Raw genomic sequence first — 19945 nt, forward strand, 5'->3', positions numbered from 1 at the left:
ATAGTCTTTCATTTGTTCACCAATTTAAGCGCCCCATTTCACGCTTCGAAAGATTGCAGGATTTGAACGTGTTTTAACAGTTGCTGTTATTCGGGCGGAGGCTTCTTTCATTGGGGAGGAACTCTAATATAAACCAATTAACCCTAATTTATTATGCAAAATTTTACTTTTTTGTTTAAAAGGCGGTGGCCTTTGCTCTTGTTCTTACAATTGTTGTTTTCAATTTCGGTTTTCGCACAGCAAAAAACTATTACAGGTAAAGTTACTGGTGCTTCGGGCGAGACACTGCCTGGCGTAACCGTTACCGTAAAAGGTACCCAATCCGGCACCCAAACAGATAATGATGGAAATTACAAATTAACCGTAAATGGCAATACGAGTACACTTGTTTTTTCATTTATAGGCTATATTACTAAAGAAGAAGCCATTGATGACCGTGTAAAAATCAATGTTCAGCTAACATCCGACAGCAAATCATTGAATGAAGTTGTTGTACTGGGCTACGGTACATCAACCAAAAAGGATGTAACCGGCTCTGTTGTTTCCGTAAAAACGTCAGATCTTCCGCAGGTTGCCCAAACGTCCATTAACAATTTGTTACAAGGTCAGGCGGCAGGTTTAACGCTTGATACCAGAAGTGCACAGCCGGGCGGCGGTTTAACCGTAACCATCCGCGGTGCAATTTCTCCGCATGGCGCCAACACCCCCCTTTACATTATTGATGGTGTTCCTATAACCAATAACAGTTCTGCAACACCATCTATAAACGATAAAGACCTTGGGTTTTCTGGTGGCGTAGATCAGGATCCCTTGAGCAGTATCAATCCCTCAGATATCGAAAATGTAACCGTACTTAAGGATGCCAGCGCCACTGCCATATACGGTGCCGCGGCTGCTAACGGTGTAATATTGGTAACTACCAAAAGAGGAAAAAAAGGAAATGCGGTAGTTTCATACAGCGGCAGTTATACCATACAAAAACCAAAGTCGTATTTTAATCTGCTGGATGCAACCGGCTTTGAAACTCAACAGGTAAGGTTGGCACATGATAAATATTTATTCGATAACGGCCTTGCTCCTTACGGCAATAATAATCCGGCTGCAGCACCGGGATTTACGCCGCTGTTTACACCTGACCAGATTGCATCTGCCGGTAAGGGAACAGATTGGCTGGGGTCGATCATAAGAAATGGTTATGTTGATGAACATAATATTTCCGTATCCGGCGGCACCGATAAAACCAAGATATTCTCATCATTCAATTATTACGACAATAAGGCTATCCTGCAAAACTCCAACTTTAAGCGTTATTCAGGTCGTGTAAACATCGATCAGCAATTGGGTGAAAGGGTGAAATTTTCTCTAAACCTTACTTTCAGCCAAATAAACAGCAACAATGCATCTACAGGAAGCAACAGCGGTGGCGCCGAAAAGTACAATCAGTTGCAGGCGGCTTATTCATTTGCACCTAATCTCAATGCTTACAATAGCGATGGTTCGTATACCAAAAGTTACGACAACATTATAACAAACCCAGCAGCGTTTCTAATCATACAAAACAATACAAATACCAACCGTTTTATGGCATCGCCAAATATCGAAGTAAAGATAACTGACGATTTAAAATGGAATACAGTAGTAGGTATTGACAAACAAACCAGCGAACTGCAATTTTTCCTGCCTGTAAAAGCACAAAATTACCAGTTACCTACAGGTATGGCTCAGTTAACAAATAACCACATACAAAACTATAGTGCAGAGTCATTTTTTACCTACAACAAAAGGATAAACAGTGATAACAACTTTTCGGTAGTTGGTGGTGTGGGCTACTATAAAAGCTCGAATGAAGGCTATGGTTTGGAAGCTGTAGGTTTCCCGACGGATGCGCTTGGATTTTATAATGTAGGTTTAGCAAGCGATAAGGACAAAAGCTTTGATTTCTCCAATCGCGACCGCGATTTAATTAAGGTTTCAGGTTATTTCAGAGCAAATTACTCTTACAAGAATAAATACCTGTTAACAATAACCGGACGCGAGGATGGTGAAAGCTACTTCGCTACCAACAAACAATTCGGTTTCTTCCCGGGTGCGTCACTGGGATGGAGAATAAACCAGGAAGATTTTCTTAAAAACTCCAAAGTTATTTCATCACTGAAACTACGTGCAGGCTATGGTACATCAGGTAACTCACCTATTTTAGGATCGGGTGCATTGCCGCTCTACGGATCGGCAGGCCCAATTTTTGTGATCGGCAGTACCTACTATCCGGGTATCGGCATTACCCAGATTGCCAATAATAATTTAAAATGGGAAACGGACAAAACAATCAACTTTGGTTTAGATTATGGCTTATTTAATGACCGTTTAACAGGTTCGATAGATGTGTTTCAAAAGACAGCATCAGGCCTGATAGATTATGACCCTCTGCCTGTAAATAACGAGGTAGGACAGGTAGTGACCAACATTGGTTCAACCCGCAGCCGCGGTATCGAGTTTTCGATACTATCGCAAAACGTAAAAACCGAAAACTTTAACTGGACAACTAACTTCAATATATCAGCCTATAAAAACTACTGGGTTGCGAGAAATCCAGAAACGCCTTTGGCCTCATACATCGGCTATAAAGATCCGATACGGGAAGTATACGGCTGGCAAACTGACGGCATCATCCACAATAAAAGTGAAATTCCATCATACATGCCAAATGCAAACCTGGGTAACATTATCTACAAAGATCGTAACGGCGATGGAAAATTAGATGTGAATGATGTAATTGCCTTGGGTAACCCTGATCCTAAGTTTTCACTTGGCTTTGGCAACACATTTACCTATAAAAACTTCGATCTGTACGTATTTATGTATGGCAGCTTTGGCATGTATGAGGTAAATAATTATGGCGCATTTTATGATCCGGCTGTAATTAATGAATCAACAAGGCCCCATAACACGCTGGCAGGTGCTGCGAATATATTCTCGGCCGATAATACAAACGGAATTTATCCGGGTTATGCAGCTAACGTTTATACTGGGAATAACCCAAGCCAAACAAATAATTTTTACGGGCAAAACGTCAACTTCCTGCGATTAAAAAATGTAACCCTGGGGTACAAATTGCCTTTACATGATAAATTCATCAAAACGTTAAGGTTTTTTGCCGATGCGCAGAACCTGTTCATCATCACCAATTACAAAGGATACGATCCTGAATATACCGAAACAAACCCCTACCCTTTGGCAACATCAATTACGTTTGGTGTAAACGCTACTTTTTAAAATTTTAAACGCTAAATAAATGGAAAGCTTAAAAAATAAACGAAATAAATTAGCGAAGTACACTGTACTCCTGCTAAGCTGCTGTACACTGTTGCTGGTCGATTCAGGTTGCAAAAAGGCGCTAAACTCAAAAGTTTACAGCCAGATATCCCCAAGTAACTTTTACAAAACCGAATCGGACATCAACGCCGCGGTGATAGTCATTTACAGTCCCTTCTCTTCAAACTGGGATCAAACTGATTTAGGTAACAATCAGCAATCGGCATCGCTTTATAATGCCGATATAAAAACATATCTGTTAAAAAGCATAATGACAACCGATGAGGCCAGTACGGATTGGGACCAGAATTTAACCAGCTTTACCTGGGGCCCGGCTACTTATCAGGGGCTTAATAATTCGGTTTATCCGTACATAAGTTATGTGGCTAAGGCAACCGACGTTATTGACAATATATCAAAAGTTACTGCCGTAAGCGATCAGATAAAAAAGAGATATACTGCCGAAGCAAAAGTTTTACGCGCCTGGCTGATGTTTGTATTATATGACTTTTACGGTCCGGTTAATGCAACAACCGACGCTACAAAACTGGCCAGCCTTACCATTGCACCACGCCCAACCGCCGAAGTATATTCCGCACAAATGATAAGCGACCTTACTTCAGCCATTCCAGATTTGCCGGCAAAATATAATACCGACAATGCCAACTGGGGCCGCATGTCGCAAGGTGTTGCGCAAATGCTGTTGTTGAAGATTTATATGATGAATAAACAATGGGATAAAGCAGAAGCTACAGCTAAAACCATTGTGGGCATGGGCTACAGCCTGATGCCAAATTATGCCGATGTGTTTAATGTAAAACAAAACAATGAGCTCATATATGCTACCCCTACCAACAGTGCAAGTCCTAATTATTGGGTACAGGAAGTACTGCCAGGCGATTTTACCGCTTCACCGCTTTTAACAAGGGGGCCGGGATGGGCAGGTTATTATATGCCCTGGGCATTTTACAATAAATTTGATGCAGCCGACAGCCGAAAAAGCACCATTATAGCATCATATACCAACACCAGCGGAAAAACAATTAACCAGTCAACCGGCTTAAGAGGCGCTATTCCTGTAAAATATACCGGTGTGCTGGGCGATGGACCAGGCTATTCATTTGACGTAGTTGTGTTTAGATATGCCGAAGTGTTGCTATCATTATCCGAAGCTATTAATGAACAACGTGGCCCGGCCGATGCTTACCAATATGTAAATATGGTACGTAAACGTGCAGGAGTCAGCAATTTTGCGGGCATGAATACAGCCGATTTCCGTGCCGCATTGATCGACGAAAGCGGCCGCGAGTTATATTGTGAAGGTTCACGCCGCCAAACACTGATAAGGCAAGGCGTATTGATATCTAACGCCAAGGCGCGCGGAAAAACAGCTGCACAGGATTTCATGACTCTTTTCCCGATACCAAGCAACGTAATGATACAAGGTAACGGGATACTCAAACAAAATCCGGGTTATTCTCAATAATATACCTCCCTAAGGTTTGGCCTTTCAATTTATCAAGTGCTGCCCCAAGGCAGCACTTGATAATAACCTGATACAACTTTTACCTTCATCTATGAAATACCGCATCTTACTAATCATCATTTCCATTTTCTTAGTTTTTGCCCAGTCTACCCATGGACAACAAAGCAAGAATTTAGTGTATACGGATAAGCAAGGCCGATTGCGATGGGAAAAGGATCAATCAGAAGTTTATCTCTTCGGTGTAAATTATACTGTGCCCTTTGCTTATGGCTACCGTTCCATGAAAGCCATGAATAAGGATATTGAGAAAGAGATTGATGAAGATACCTATCACATGGCCCGTATGGGAGTGAACGCTTTCAGGGTGCATATCTGGGATACAGAAATCAGCGACTCAACGGGTAACCTGTTACAGAATGAGCACCTGAAACTTTTTGATTATCTACTCTATCGCTTAAAGCAGCGTAATATTCGCATTATTATCACCACTATAGCTTTTTATGGCAATGGTTATCCTCAAAAGGACGAACCTTCGATAGGGTTTTCAGCAAAATATGGTAAAGGCCCTGTTACGCGGATTGAAGCAGGGATTAAAGCACAGGAAAACTATATTAAACAGCTTTTACAGCATGTTAACCCCTATACAAAAATAAACTACCGCGATGAGCCCAATATTATCGGTGCCGAACTAAATAACGAACCGGCCCATAGCGGCCCAAAAAGCGAGGTAACAGCTTATATTAACAGGTTAGAGGCGGCAGCGCGCAGTACCGGCTGGAGTAAACCCATATTTTATAATATCAGCCAAAACCCCTCGTATGCTGATGCGGTTGCCAAATCAAATGTTAATGGTTTCAGTTTTCAGTGGTACCCTACAGGGCTGGTAGAGGGGCACGAACAAAAAGGCAATTTTTTACCCAATGTGGATCATTACCATATTCCTTTTGATACCATACCCGAGTTCAAAAATAAAGCACGCATGATATATGAGTTTGATGCAGCCGATGTTTTACAATCATGCTTATACCCGGCAATTGCGCGCAGCTTTAAACAAGCCGGCTTTCAATGGATAACGCAGTTTGCATATGATCCCTTGGGGAATGGCTATGCCAATACAGAATATCAAACCCATTACCTTAACCTTGCTTATACCCCCGCAAAAGCTATTAGCTATTTAATTGCCACCAGGGTATTCCGCCAGCTTCCAAGGGAAAAAAAATACGGCACCTATCCGGCCGACAGCGTTTTTGATGCCTACCATGTAAGCTACAATCAATCAATGAGTGAGATGAATACGGCCAGTGAATTCTACTATTCGGGTACAACATCTTCAGCACCTGCCGATGTGAAAAAATTAGAACACGTTGCCGGCTTAGGTTCTTCAGCCATAATACAATACAAGGGGTACGGCGCTTATTTTTTAGACAAAGTTGAAAACGGTATCTGGCGGCTTGAGGTTATGCCGGACGCCATTACCGTACGTGATCCGTTTTCAAAACCATCACCGGCACGCGAGGTGGTGCATATTCAATGGCATGACCAACCAATGCAGATCAGTTTAACCCAACTTGGAAACGATTTTAACGTTAAGGCGGTTAACGCCGGCAACAATTACAGCACAACGGCGGCCAACGGCTCATTTATCATAAAACCCGGAACTTATTTATTATCCAAAAAAGGCAGCTCAATAACAAATAGTGCAGATAAAAAAATATTGGATGTTATTGGCCTTAACGAGTTTGTTGCCCCGCAGTCTTTCAGCAAGGAACCATTCGTTCGGCATACCCCTGCTACAGAGATCAGCGCGGGAAAGGATTTTACAGTGAAAGCAAAAATCATCAATATTGACCCGGATGCTAAAGTAACCTTGCTGGTAAATAAACCTTTTGGTGGCCATGCGGCTATCGTTATGGAAAAGAGTACACCATATGATTATAGTGCAACCATCCCTGCGAAGCAAATAATATCGGGCCTGTTAAATTACCACATCCTGATACAGCAGGGCGATAAATACCTGTCTTTCCCCGGAGGGCACGAAGGCGACCCTGCTTCATGGAATTATCTGAACACCGAAAGCTGGCAAACTTCTGTTGCTGCCCCACTGGGGAATTTAAGCTTGTTTAATGCTACAACCGACCGGGAAAATGCAAACAGTTATTTTTCGGGCTCAGGCCGTAATGGCGGAGTTCAGTACATCAGCGGGGAAGTAACGGGCCAGCTTGCCTTTAAAGCGGCAACCGCAAACATCAGGAAAAACCAGGAAATGGGTTTTCAGCTTTATATAGGCGACAAAATAAAAGATCGCCTGCCTGAAGTTGCATCCTATAGTAAAATGGTGATAAGGGCACGCATGCAAACTGGCCAAAACGGTAAGCTTCGGGTAGCCATCATAAACAAAGATGCATCAGCATATGCAGCCTACATCAATATGAGCGATCAGTATAAAAATATAGAAATACCGCTATCAGCATTTAAGCCCGATTCTCATCTTATGGTGCCAAGACCTTATCCCGAATTTCAGGCACTATGGTTTAAAGCGGGCACTTTTAGCGGATTAAGCATCCCCCAATTTGATAAGCTGGAAATCACTACTGTTGATGATCTCAGCCCCGATCAGTTTAATAAACCCTATGGTATAGAAATAGAATCAGCATGGCTGGAAAATTAATAAATCGCCCGAAAATATAATGTTCACTAAGTTTTATACCCTTTAAATGAAAAAGCTCCTACTTTGTATATTGCTGATAACCGGCTGTTTAATAAAAACTAAAGCACAACTAAAAATCCCATCAACCACCGGCTTTAATGCTAACTGGGAGTTTGTAAAAGATATTGATACAACAAATTCGGCTCAGTTGCTGAGTAATATCAGCACCCCTAAGATTAACTGGGAGAAAATATCATTGCCCCATACAGCCCATATAGAACCTGTTAAAAAGGTTAAAGAACAATGGCAGGGCACCTGCTTTTACCGCAAGTACTTTACCGTACCAACCGTAAATAAAGGTAAACACATAGCTATTAAATTTGATGCCGCTATGCATGAGGCAGATGTTTATCTTAATGGTAAGCATGTATATAAGCATTTGGGCGGCTTTTTGCCGTTTTACATTGATATTTCTGATCACGTATTATTTGGCAAATCAAATTGTATCCTGGTTAAATTAAACAACCAGGATAATCCGGAAATTCCGCCGGCAAAGCCAATAAAGGACCTGGATTATAACTATTACGGAGGAATTTACCGTAATGCCTGGCTAATTATTAAAAATAAGATCTATATCAATGATGCGGTACAGGCCGCCCATGAAAATGGTGGAGGCATTCTTTTGCATGACGAAGAGGTAAGCGACAAGCTGGCCACGCTGGTTGTGAAAACAGAGGTCAATAATGACTTTGATCAGCAAAAAACAGTAAGTGTAAAAATTAGCCTCACAGATAAAACAGGCAAAACAGTTGCTACATCGCTTGCCGGTAAGCAGTTGTTAAAAGCCAATTCCTTTGGATCTTTTACTCAAAATTTAACAGTCAATAATCCAAAGCTCTGGTCGCCCACCCACCCTGATCTGTACAGCGTGCTGGTACAGGTTTTAGAAAACGGAAAAATCATTGACGAACAAAAATTTAACACCGGCATAAAGACGTTTAAGTTTGAGGCAGGTGGTTTTTATCTGAATGGTGAAAAATTCAAAATTGTTGGTACTAACCGCCACCAGGAATACCCGTATATTGGTTATGCCCTTTCAGACAATGCTCAATACCGGGATGCCTGGAAAATAAAAAACGCAGGTTATAATTTTGTGAGGTGCTCTCACTATCCCCCATCGCCTGCATTTTTGGATGCCTGTGATGAATTGGGCATACTGGTCATGGATGCCATCCCCGGATGGCAGTTTTTTGGAGGCCGTACATTTCAGGCAAACAGCTTTCAGAATATCCGTGATATGATCCGCCGCGACCGTAATCATGCTGCTATTGTTTTATGGGAGGCATCCTTAAATGAAACAGATATGAGTAAGCCTTATATGGATACTGCAAACAACATAGTGCACCACGAGCTTCCTTTTAAAGATGTTTTTTCAACCGGGTGGGAAGATTATGCATTTGATGTTTTTAACCCTGCCCGCCAGCATTTAAAAGCGCCGGATTACTGGAAAAAATACAATAAAAATAAACCATTACTGATTGCGGAGTACGGCGATTGGGAATATTACGCGCAAAATGCAGGGTTTAACCAAACAGAATACCAAAACTTAACTAAGGAAGAAAAATCATCAAGGCAGGTGCGCGGTTATGGGCAGGAGCGGTTATTGCAACAAGCCCTAAATTACCAGGAAGCTCATAATGATAATTTTAACGGCAATATAGTAGGCGATGTTAACTGGCTGATTTTTGATTATAAAAGAGGCTATGCCACAGACATCGAGATGTCTGGAGTAATGGATATTTTCAGGATCCCCAAATTTGCCTATCATTTTTACGAAAGTCAGCGTAATGCTGATGAAAGCCAGCCTATGCTTTTTATGGCCAATTACTGGAACGACCCATCTGATACCGCAGTTAAAATTTATAGCAATTGCGATGAGGTTGAACTAAAGCTAAATGGCACTCTTATCGCCAGGCAAAAACCAGATACCGGGATAAATACTAATAATTTAAAACATCCGCCATTTACCTTTAAGGTTGCTAAATATCAGCCCGGAAGTTTACAGGCAACGGGGTATATTAATGGCCGAAAAATGATTACTTCAACATCGGCTACCCCAGGAAAGCCCTATAAAATTATATTAAAGGCAGATTATAGCGGCAAACCCTTTAAAGCCGGAGCCAACGATGTGATATTTATTTATGCTTATGTAACCGATAAAAACGGAATAACAGTTTCTGATGCCAAAAACCTGTTGAAGTTTTCGGTTAATGGCAGTGCAAAGATTATTGGTGACAAAACAGGCAATGCGGAAGCCGGAATAACACCTGCATTGATAATGGGGACGGATAAACCCGGGAAAGTTTTGATAAAAGCAACTGGCGATCAACTTGTTTCGGGCAACCTATCGGTGATTTTGCATTAACTTAGATAAACCTTTAAACCCAATACATTTATATGATAACGTGGAATAAATTTTTACCGGTTACCCTGGGTATTTTAATAAGCGGGATTACCGCGGGTTATGCCCAGGCTGCAAAACCATTGATGACAACAGAGCAGATTGATCCGCAGTTTAGGACTTTAGTAAGTAAAACAGCAAAGGCCAAAATTTTAGCCGATGGCTTTATGTGGAGCGAAGGGCCTGTATGGATAGAGCGCCATAACATGTTCCTTTTCTCTGATGTTAAAAAGAATGTCATTTATAAATGGACCAAAGAAAAAGGTAAAGAGATTTATCTTTCACCTTCGGGTTATACCGGTAAAATATCACGTGGAGGAGAGTTAGGCTCAAATGGTTTGGGTGTAAATTTAAAAGGGCAGTTGGTTATATGCCAGGATGGTGATAGGGCAGTATCCATAATGGATGCCCCTTTGGATAAGCCAAAAGCGAAATTCATCAAGCTGGCCGTCAGCTATCAGGGCAAAAAATTTGACAGCCCTAACGATCTGGCTTTTTTGAACAATGGTGATATTTACTTTACCGACCCTCCTTACGGCCTCGAAAAAAACGTGAACGATCCCCTAAAGGAAACCAAATACCAGGGTGTTTACAAAATTTCGGCGAATGGAAAAATAACCCTGCTTACAGATACACTTACACGACCAAATGGCATCGCTTTTTTTCCTGGCGGTAAAACCGTACTAATCTCAAATTCTGACCAGGGAAAAGCCAACTGGTATGCCTATGATTTGGATAGAAATGGTTTGTTTACGCACGGCCGGATATTTTACAGCGCAAATTCGGCAACCAAAACAGCTACAGGTATGCCCGACGGGATGAAGATTGATAAAAAAGGCAATGTTTTTGCTTCCGGGCCGGGAGGCCTATGGATATTTAACCGTACCGGTAAATTGCTGGGAAAAATGATATTTAATGATGTAGTATCGAATTGCAGTTTTTCTGCTGATGAAAAGACCCTCTATCTGACGTCCAATCACCGTGTTTTGAAAGTAGATTTAAGATAGGTAAAACGGTTACTCTTATCGAATTTGACGAGCAGGGTACTTTAAATTTGGCAATGATTAATGGTGTCGGTACAATTAACTAAAAAACTATAATAGTAAACAAAAATGGTTCAATGAACTTCCCGTCGCCCTTAATAAAACAGGCAACAACTTGTAAAGATGTTGCCTGTTTATATTGACCTTAATGCTATCAATCTGGTATAATATTAATAACCAAATATTTCCGCTAATGTTAATTTTTAAACCTCTCCACACTGCTTTAACATTTCACGCGTGATCTTTTTTTCTGAACCTAAAACACAGTAGATGTAATGTTTATCTCTGCCATATAACAAAATCAATCTTTTCATGCAACCTCAACAAATTTTGAAAAGGTCATTAACGTTGTGTTGGTAACGAATTCCATCAAACACCGATGAAGACACCTGTTATTGCTTTATTATCAACACTTTAAAACCCCCGGGCATATTTACATCTTTCAGTAACGGCTGTAAAACCTTGTTCATAATAATAGCCGGCGATTGATTTACAGTTGGGATAGTAATTTTATCCAGTTTTAAGCCATTTACATCATCAAATACCAAAGCAGGCCTAAAATCTTTTGTGCTCACTGTAACCTTCATGTTTTTAATTGTAATTCCGGCTGCATGCCTAACATAAAAACCCCAGGCCGGCAGTTCGCCAAACATGGTAAACTCAGGATATCCGGCCGCATTTTCGGTAACCTGACCCAGGTTATCGGTGCTGATAAAAGCTATATTTTTATCGGCACCACCAGCATAATTAAGCTCAATATTTTCCAATACCACATCCTCTACCGGGTGGCCGGGCAAGCCGGTAATAGATGCCGGAACAACGTTATGCGGTGCTACTTTTGGCGGAGGCCCCTCCATCGGATAGCCGATATCGGGCTTACCGGCAGGTATCTCTGCTTTAACATTTGCAATGTACACCCGGCGTAAAGTACTATATCGATTATCGGTATTACGGTGGCCCAGGCGTATAAATATAGCGTTGCCTGTATTGGTTGCCGTTACGTTGCGGATATCAATATCTTCCAGCACAGCGCCATCCACGCTTTCAAGCGCAATTGCCGATCGGTAAGTATTATAAACCTTTATGTTATTAACCCGGATATGTTTAAACCCACCTGTAGAACCGGTGCCTAATTTAAACCCACTTGCGCTTGAACGCAGGATACAGTTTTCAACCACAATATTGTTGCATTCGTCATTGGGGTCGTCTGATTTTAAACAGACAGCATCGTCAGCAGCGTTAAATGTGCTGTTGATAATTTTTACATTTTTACAATCAGTAATATCAATTCCATCATTATTCCAGTAAGCAGTGCTTTGTACCAATATGCTATCAATTAACACATTTTTGCATTTATTATAACTTTGCACCCATCCCGAAGCATCTTTTAAAGTAACGCCTGTTACTTTAACGTCATCGCAGTTGCTAAATGAAATTAGTGTAGGTCTGTTTTTTTCACCAGGCCTTTTAACTTTCCATTGAGGATCTGTTATTATGCCTTTGCTTAATAGTTCCAGTACGTTTTCAACTAATTCGCGCCCCTGCCCGTTGATGGTGCCGCTGCCGGTCATGCTTATATTTTGCTGGCCCCCGGCGCTAATTAACGCCATTAACTTATCGTTAAAATCCATCCTGTTAGTTGATCCTAACAACACGGCGTTATCTGTTAAATGGAGTTCAACATTTGATTTGATAATAATTGGGCCGGTAACATAATTACCATCCGGAATTATAACCCGCCCTCCCCCGGCATTATTTGCGGCATCGATAGCTTTTTGAATAGCAATGGTATTGAGATGATTTTTATCAGCCTTTGCACCATAAGCTATAATATTATAATCCTTTTTTTGTGAAAAAGCGGTAGTTACCACTAATAACAACAGTATGCTCGTAAAAATATTTTTCATCATTTTAAACGGTTAAGCTTTAAAAAGTAAACATCGCGCGGCAAAAATCCTCCGGACCAAGCCGGAGGATCATTGTTCCTTTCAAATTAATACCCCGGATTTTGTGGAAAAGTTTCGCGGTTTAAATCAATAACCGCCTGCGGGATGGGTCTTAGTAAATGGAACGCCTTTATTGCATTTGCAGCTTTAGCTTCATCGTTATAAGTTAACACCCGCGCTACCAAAGTACTTGTGCGCTTTAACTCAAACCATCTGAATTCTTCGCCGGTAAGCTCTCTTACTCTTTCGTCAAGTATATCGTCAATAGTTAAAGTTGATGCCTGCATTTCTGTACTATAGGCAATCCCGGTAAGCGGATTGTTCCCTGGCTTGGCTGCCCTTACGCGAATGGCGTTAAAATATTGTAACGCTTTAGGCAAATTACCTGTTTTAAGGTACGCTTCAGCTGCTATTAAATAAGTTTCTGCAAGACGGAAAACATAAGTATCGCGGGTGCCTCCGCCATCAACATACCCCGGTACCCCAGGGTCGCGGAATTTTTTAAACTGCGGATAGTTACGCTGACCAGATACAAATGGCGAATTACGATACTCATCCGGATTGATAACAACATACTTTTTCTCCGCTTTTTGTGCTGCCGTAAACGGCACTGTAGGGTAATAAATTAAGGTATCGCCTACTGCAAAAGTTTTACTGTTATAAGATCCTGCAACCTGTACATAAACCACATCATATACATTAGCTAAATAACGGCTATCGCGCGTTTTGTCAAACAAGCTAAACCAGTATGGATCCAGAGAGGCCGCGTTATTTGTTTTTCCGTAAAATGTACTTCGGCCAACCAAACCTGTATTTTGTGTATCCCACATAAAATATTGCTGTAAGCTGTTGCCTGATCCATTTGCACCTGCGTTGGTGTTGGTGCTGTACTGTACAGAAAATATCACTTCATTGTTTACCTGAAAATTGCTTATAGCAGGATCAAACAGATCGGCATATTTAGTTTTTAAGGAATAAGGACCCGCAATTACAGCCTCGGCATTGGTTGCCGCCAACTGAAAATCGGCATTACCGCCGCCATAGCTTTTATAACCCCGTGTTAAATAAACTTTTGATAATAAGTGTTGCGCAAAACCTTTGGTTACACGGCCAAAATCTGTAGTTGTAGCAGGCAATACGGCCAAAGCATCATTCAAATCCTGAATAATCTGGGTGTAAACGTCTTTTTCGGGAGTGCGGGTAAATATGAAGTTAATAACTGTAGTACGGGTTAAAACTACAGGCACATCGCCAAATGTTTCGGTTAGTAAATAGTAATAGTAGGCACGTAATGCTTTAGCCTCGGCCACGCGGATATTAATATTTGCGGCATTACCGTTGGTTACCTTTGTTGCCCAGTAAATACTGTTATTAGCAATATTAATTGCCGAATAAATCTGCCTGAAATAACCGTCTACATCGCCATTAAAAGAGTTGAGATTGGTATTATAGAGGTTTTCGCTATTATTATCATTAATGCCGGGTGACGAAAAAACATCGGTTCCGATAAAATAAAGCCCCCCAAAGTTAACTATGCCTCTTAAAGTACTATAATTGCTTTTTACCAGGTCCTCAAAGCCAGCGGGCGTATTATAATAGGTTTCGGCTGTTTGCCCTCCCAGGTTGTTTTCATCAGTAAATTTTTTACATCCGCTTATACTGAATAGCACAACAGCAAGGCTAAGCAGCAAATGTTTTTTATTTATATATTTCATAACGAGTTATGTTAAATAATGATCAATAATTATAAAGTTAAATTTAAGCCCAGCATAAAGGTGCGCGTTTTGAAATCCTGATTTAAAGCTGAGGTACTGCTTGGATTTTCGGGATCCCAACCTATAAACTTACTGAAGATGAAAGGATTGAATGCATTGGCGTACACTCTTAAATTGGTGATTTTCACCCTGCTCAACAGCTTTTTGGGGATGGTATATCCTAATGTGATATTGCTGATCTTAGTATATGATGAGTTTTGCAATACTGCAATACCGCCATATTGGGTTTCTAAAGCTGTGTTGGCCCATTTGTTACTTGGGTTGGTGGGTGTCCAATAACTGCGGTCAAAGGCGCCAAAGCGCGCCCTGCGCTGGTCGCCGTTCATAGCCTGGTTTAAAAACTCACTGCTCTCAAGCGTTCCTTGCCGGGTGTATACGGTAAAACTGAAATCAAAATTGGCAAAATTCATGGTGTTGGTTAAGCCACCAAACCAATTTGGTATATCGCTACCTAACACCTGGCGGTCGCCTGCATCAATTTTATTGTTGTTATTAAGATCCTGTATTTTGTATGTACCTGGCTTTTGTCCATAAACGGCAGCCTGAGCAGCTTCGTCGGCTTGCCACACGCCAATTATTTTATAGTTGTATTGTACGCGTACTTTTTGACCCAAAAACCTGGCTGCTCCAACGTCATCCTTACCAGTTCCATACAGATCAACAATTTTGTTGGAGTTAGCTGCAAAATTGATATTGGTAGTCCAGCTAAACTTACCCGACCGTACATTCACCGTATTCAGACCAATTTCTATTCCTTGATTTCTTACTGATCCAAGATTGGTGGTTTGGGCCGAATAACCATTTTCGGGAGGCACCGGCTGTGACAAAATCGACCCATTAGATGTTTTGCGATAAAGATCGACTGTTAAATTTACCCTGTTATTTAAAACGCCTAAATCAAGTCCGGCATTAAATTCGTCAGTTTTTTCCCAGGTAAGATTCTGATTGCCAAAATTTGGTGCAAACCCACTGGCCTGGATGCCATTGAAATCATAAGGTGTTTGATAAATAGTAGATTGGGTAACATACGGATAGAATATAAGATTTTGCAATGCCGCGTTGCCCGATTTACCATAGCTTAACCTTATTTTTAATAGATTAATAGGGGTAACATTCTTTAAAAAATCTTCTTCACTGGCTATCCAGGCAAATGCTCCCGATGGGAAATAACCCCATTTGTGGCCAGGTGCAAAAATAGAATTGCCATCAGCCCGCATAGTAGCGGTAAGCAGATACCTGTTATTGAAGGTATAATTAGCCCTGCCAAAATATGATGCAATAGTTTGTTTGGAGTAACCGCTGCCTATACCTACAATTGGTATTTGGCCTAAAACGTTTTGATAAGTACCTAAATTATACCAAAGCGACCTGTAAGGCAAACCAGTAACCGATATAGAGGAAAAATCCTGCTGATGATATTCAAATGTGTTACCTAAGGTAATATCAAATTTGCTTTTACCTATCTCTCTATTATAAGATAGCAGGTTTTCCCAGGTGTAGTTAACCCATTTGTTTGAACTGCTTTGCCCCTGTGCCGGCTTAGTGCCCGCCTGTTGTTTAGTAAAAGTATCATCATACTGCCCCTGGCGCTGGAAGGTAATATCCGGGCTGAATGAGGTACGTACCTTTAACCCTTTTATGATATTTGCCTCGGCATAAACGTTTGGCAATACATGTACATATTGCTGCTCTCTGATCTCGTTTTTAAATTCAAACAAGGGGTTAGTGATCTGGGCTTCGCTTTCATAAGCAAAAAAACGCGGAGAACCATCAGCATTATAAGCACTGCCGGTAGGGCGTAAACGGTAAGCCGAACGAAAAACTTCGGCGCTACCTAAGTGATTGTTTACAAAAATACTATATATTGAACCACCCGCTTTAAACGTGTTGTTAATAGTTTTATCTAACCCCGCTTTTAAAGTATATTTTTTAGAATCCTCGGCCTTAGTTGTACCCTGGTATACCTGATACCCTCCGGATAAAAAATAGGTAGTTTTTTCATCCCCCCCGGTTATAGAAAGGTTGTGGTTGGATTGTGAACCATTTCTTTTGATCAGGTCTATCCAGTTGGTATAGGTTCCGTTTTTAATATTGGTTAATTCAGTTGCCGAAAATATTTTATCATCTGCAATCGGGATAGCCGGATAACCGGATAAGGCATTATAATAATCACGTGCGTAAGTAACAAAAGTTGGCCCATCCATTACCGGAGGTAAATGATAAGGATTTACCACGCCGTAATAACCATCATAAGTGATCTTAGTATTACCCTTGATTCCCCTTTTGGTGGTTACCAATACTACGCCATTGGCACCACGTGATCCATAAATTGCCGTAGATGATGCGTCTTTTAATACATCAATCCGCTCAATATCGGCAGGGTTAATATCATTTACCGGGTTGGTAGCGCTACCGTTTTGACCAACGGGAATACCATCAATTACATAAAGCGGTTGTGTGCTTCCGGTTATTGAATTGGCGCCCCTGATCTCGATATTGAAATCAGACCCCGGTTTACCCGATCCGCGTTTGATATCCACACCTGCTATACGGCCCTGCATTGCTTCCTGCGTACCGGAGGCCCTGGCCCTAACAATTTCGTCAGATTGTAAAGAACTAACAGTTCCGGTAAGGTCAATCTTCTTTTTTGTACCGTAACCAATTACTATTACCTCATTAAGTGATTTTTGCTCGGCAAGCATCTGCACAGCCATTGGTTGGTTAAGGTTAACAGGCACCTCTAATGTTTGATAACCAACATACTTAAACACAAGTATATCGGTTTTGCTGTTAACGTTTATTTTAAAGCTACCGTCAATACCAGTTATAGTGCCGCTGGTTGTACCTTTAATGGTAACACTAACGCCTATGAGTGTTTCATTTTTTTCATCAATAACTTTACCGGTAATTGTAATATCTGCATCAGCATCCTTTTTTGATGATGCAGCTGTTTGCTCGGCATCAATTAAGATAATTTTGCTCTTAAAAACTTCGTACTTAATATGATATTGGGTTAATAATTTATCCAATACATCTTTAAGGTTTGTATGATTAAAATCAACCGAAATTTTATCGGTGGTTTTTATAACATCCTGGTTGTAAATAAATTCAACATGGTGTGTTTTAGATAGTGTTTTCAAAACGTCGGACAGTGTTTTATTCTGAGCCGTAAGACTAATCTTTTTATTAAGTACCCCCTGCGCCCTAATCGGCTTTGAGTAAGTGACACCAGCCATTAATACGATGATCAATAACTGAACAAATGTGATTCTCATAATCTTGTACCAGAAATGCGAATGTTGTAAACAAAAAATCATAAATTTGAGTTAGTTGTATTTTGTGAAAAAATATAATAAACGGCCCTATCACCAATTTTTATTGATGTTATCCGAGGGCTTTGAAATTTCCTGGTACAAGAGTGTTACAGCACTCTTGTACCTTCTTTGGAATAATAAAGTAGCTTATCGCTTTAAGATGGTTTGGGTTTTCTCATAAGTTTAAATCTTTAGGGTTATTTACTAATTTAATTGGTCTTTTTTAGTACAATGAGATTGTTGGAAATCTCATAATCGAGTTTCATTGAAGCCTTCAATACTTCTAAAACTTCGGGTAAGTTTAAATCGGTCAAATCTGCGGTCATTACCGCTTTATCCAATTCGCCAGTCCCGATCCTGATGTTTACCTCAAATTTTTTATTGAGCACCAATACAATATCTGCCAGTTTAGCATTATCAAAAGACAAATCTACGTGCCTGTAAATCGTCAAATCAGATATATCGGCTTGCTTACTGGTAATAAGTTGGGTATTTTTAAGAATAACCTGTTCTTTAGGATACAGTATCACTTCGCCGGCCATTAATTGCGCGCCGGCATTTGCCGCTTCGCTTCCTTTTTTACTTACCGATACCTTACCGGTAACCACCGTAACGGCGGCCGTACTAACATACTTGCTATCAACCACCCTGAAGCTGGTACCCCAAACTTTAGTTACAATATGCTCGCTGCTGATAATAAATGGCCGGTTTGGATTTTTCGTCACTTCAAAAAAACAATCGCCCTTCATAGCAACCTCCCGCGATTTAATCCGAAATTGCTTGGGCCAGCTTATACTGGCATCAGGACTAAGCCATACCACGCTGCTATCGGGCAACAATTGCTTAACAATATTGTGGGTGTGATTACTGAAGGTATTATCTAAACTTGCCACTTGTGCCTCTTCTACAGGCTTTAAAGCCTTATCCAGAAAAAAGAATTTAACAAAAATGAGCAATGCTGCCGCAGCCGCAACCCCTATCCACCATTTGCGGTACATCGGCCGTACTACTGCTGTTTCTTCGGCAAAGGTTTGCTGGCGAATGGCATTAAACATTTTTGCTTTCAGCAGCTCTTTTTTATCGTTTGATAAGTTTTGGGTATAACCGGCCTTATCGGTGTATTGCCTGTACCACCGGTCAATCGCTTCCGCTTCTTCGGGCGTACAAGTGCCGTTAAAATACTTATCCAATAATTCAGAAAGTTGAACTTTATCCATGGTAAAGAAAGTTTATAATCAGGCTTATAAAAGGTAAGTCGAAGCAAGGAGAGACAACCCTTGCTTTTTTTTGAAAAAAAAATTATTTCAGTAAAAAAAACACCAGGAGTACTAACATATCGCCGACAGCTAAACGAATATGCTGCAATGCTTTGGTAAGGTGCCACTCCACCGTTTTTTCGGATATATTTAAAATTACAGCTATCTCTTTATTACTTTTATGTTGTAACCGGCTTAATTCATAAACATTGCGGCATTTAGGGGGTAATGTGTTTATGATACCTTCCAGGTGTTTTTTAAGGTCGTTAAGAAAAATACTATCTTCCGTTGCATTATCCATATCGGGATTATGCTTGCTGGCAGATGCAAAAGTATTTTGCAGCAGTTCTTTACGATAATGATCTATAACCTTGTATTTTACTGCAGTATATAAGTAGTTTTTTAAGCCGGTAGTTAAATTCAAAACAAACCGCTTTTCCCATAGCTTAACAAAAAGATCCTGTATAATTTCTTCGCAAATGGCTGTATTTTGCAGCCGCTTGTAGGCAGAGTCAAATAACTTATCCCAATAGCGTGCATAAATAGTTTCAAAAGCGCCTACCTGGTCTTGCTTCAATAACGAAACAAGGTCTTCATCAGTATGCATTAAATAATTGCCCATTTAGATAAGCTACTTACACTGATTTTTAAACCAGGTTAATTGGTTAATGATTTCTAAAGTACTTTTTTATATAAACAAAGGTG

10 protein-coding genes are annotated in these 19945 nt (G+C 40.6%); 5 read left to right on the forward strand and 5 right to left on the reverse strand.

Annotation, left to right across the window (positions count from 1 at the left end; all coding sequences use genetic code 11):
- Positions 1-153 precede the first annotated feature (153 nt).
- The 5 genes from Q0R88_RS08695 to Q0R88_RS08715 all read left to right on the forward strand — a co-directional run bounded on the left by Q0R88_RS08695 (position 154) and on the right by Q0R88_RS08715 (position 10913).
- On the forward strand, positions 154-3273 hold the full coding sequence (locus Q0R88_RS08695) for a SusC/RagA family TonB-linked outer membrane protein (protein ID WP_295715105.1): 3120 nt from the start codon (positions 154-156) through the stop codon (positions 3271-3273).
- A 19-nt stretch (positions 3274-3292) separates the two neighbouring features.
- Positions 3293-4798: a RagB/SusD family nutrient uptake outer membrane protein gene (locus Q0R88_RS08700; RefSeq protein WP_295715108.1), complete on the forward strand. Its 1506-nt coding sequence runs from the start codon at positions 3293-3295 to the stop codon at positions 4796-4798.
- 91 nt (positions 4799-4889) lie between these two features.
- Entirely contained in the window at positions 4890-7466 is a 2577-nt protein-coding gene (locus Q0R88_RS08705) for a membrane or secreted protein (RefSeq protein WP_295715110.1), read from the forward strand.
- Positions 7467-7512: 46 nt separating this feature from the next.
- On the forward strand, positions 7513-9870 hold the full coding sequence (locus Q0R88_RS08710; protein WP_295715112.1) for a glycoside hydrolase family 2 TIM barrel-domain containing protein: 2358 nt from the start codon (positions 7513-7515) through the stop codon (positions 9868-9870).
- A gap of 32 nt (positions 9871-9902) precedes the next feature.
- Positions 9903-10913, forward strand: coding sequence for an SMP-30/gluconolactonase/LRE family protein (locus tag Q0R88_RS08715; protein WP_295715114.1), 1011 nt, complete (start codon positions 9903-9905; stop codon positions 10911-10913).
- 428 nt (positions 10914-11341) lie between these two features.
- Here the strand turns inward: Q0R88_RS08715 and Q0R88_RS08720 are convergent, their stop codons facing one another.
- The 5 genes from Q0R88_RS08720 to Q0R88_RS08740 form a co-directional block, all read right to left on the reverse strand.
- Positions 11342-12859 (reverse strand): glycosyl hydrolase family 28 protein, encoded by a 1518-nt coding sequence (locus Q0R88_RS08720; protein ID WP_295715116.1) that lies wholly within the window; start codon positions 12857-12859, stop codon positions 11342-11344.
- A gap of 83 nt (positions 12860-12942) precedes the next feature.
- Positions 12943-14610 (reverse strand): RagB/SusD family nutrient uptake outer membrane protein, encoded by a 1668-nt coding sequence (locus Q0R88_RS08725; RefSeq protein ID WP_295715117.1) that lies wholly within the window; start codon positions 14608-14610, stop codon positions 12943-12945.
- A gap of 29 nt (positions 14611-14639) precedes the next feature.
- Positions 14640-17945, reverse strand: coding sequence for a SusC/RagA family TonB-linked outer membrane protein (locus Q0R88_RS08730; RefSeq protein ID WP_295715119.1), 3306 nt, complete (start codon positions 17943-17945; stop codon positions 14640-14642).
- 248 nt (positions 17946-18193) lie between these two features.
- Complete coding sequence (locus Q0R88_RS08735; RefSeq protein ID WP_295715121.1) at positions 18194-19201, reverse strand: FecR family protein; 1008 nt, start codon at positions 19199-19201, stop codon at positions 18194-18196.
- Between the two features lie 82 nt (positions 19202-19283).
- The gene (locus tag Q0R88_RS08740; protein ID WP_295715123.1) at positions 19284-19862 is read right to left on the reverse strand and encodes an RNA polymerase sigma-70 factor; all 579 of its coding nucleotides are present in this window, start codon (positions 19860-19862) and stop codon (positions 19284-19286) included.
- Between the last annotated feature and the right edge of the window lie 83 nt (positions 19863-19945).

Source organism: Mucilaginibacter sp. (assembly GCF_025362475.1).
Classification (GTDB): domain Bacteria; phylum Bacteroidota; class Bacteroidia; order Sphingobacteriales; family Sphingobacteriaceae; genus Mucilaginibacter.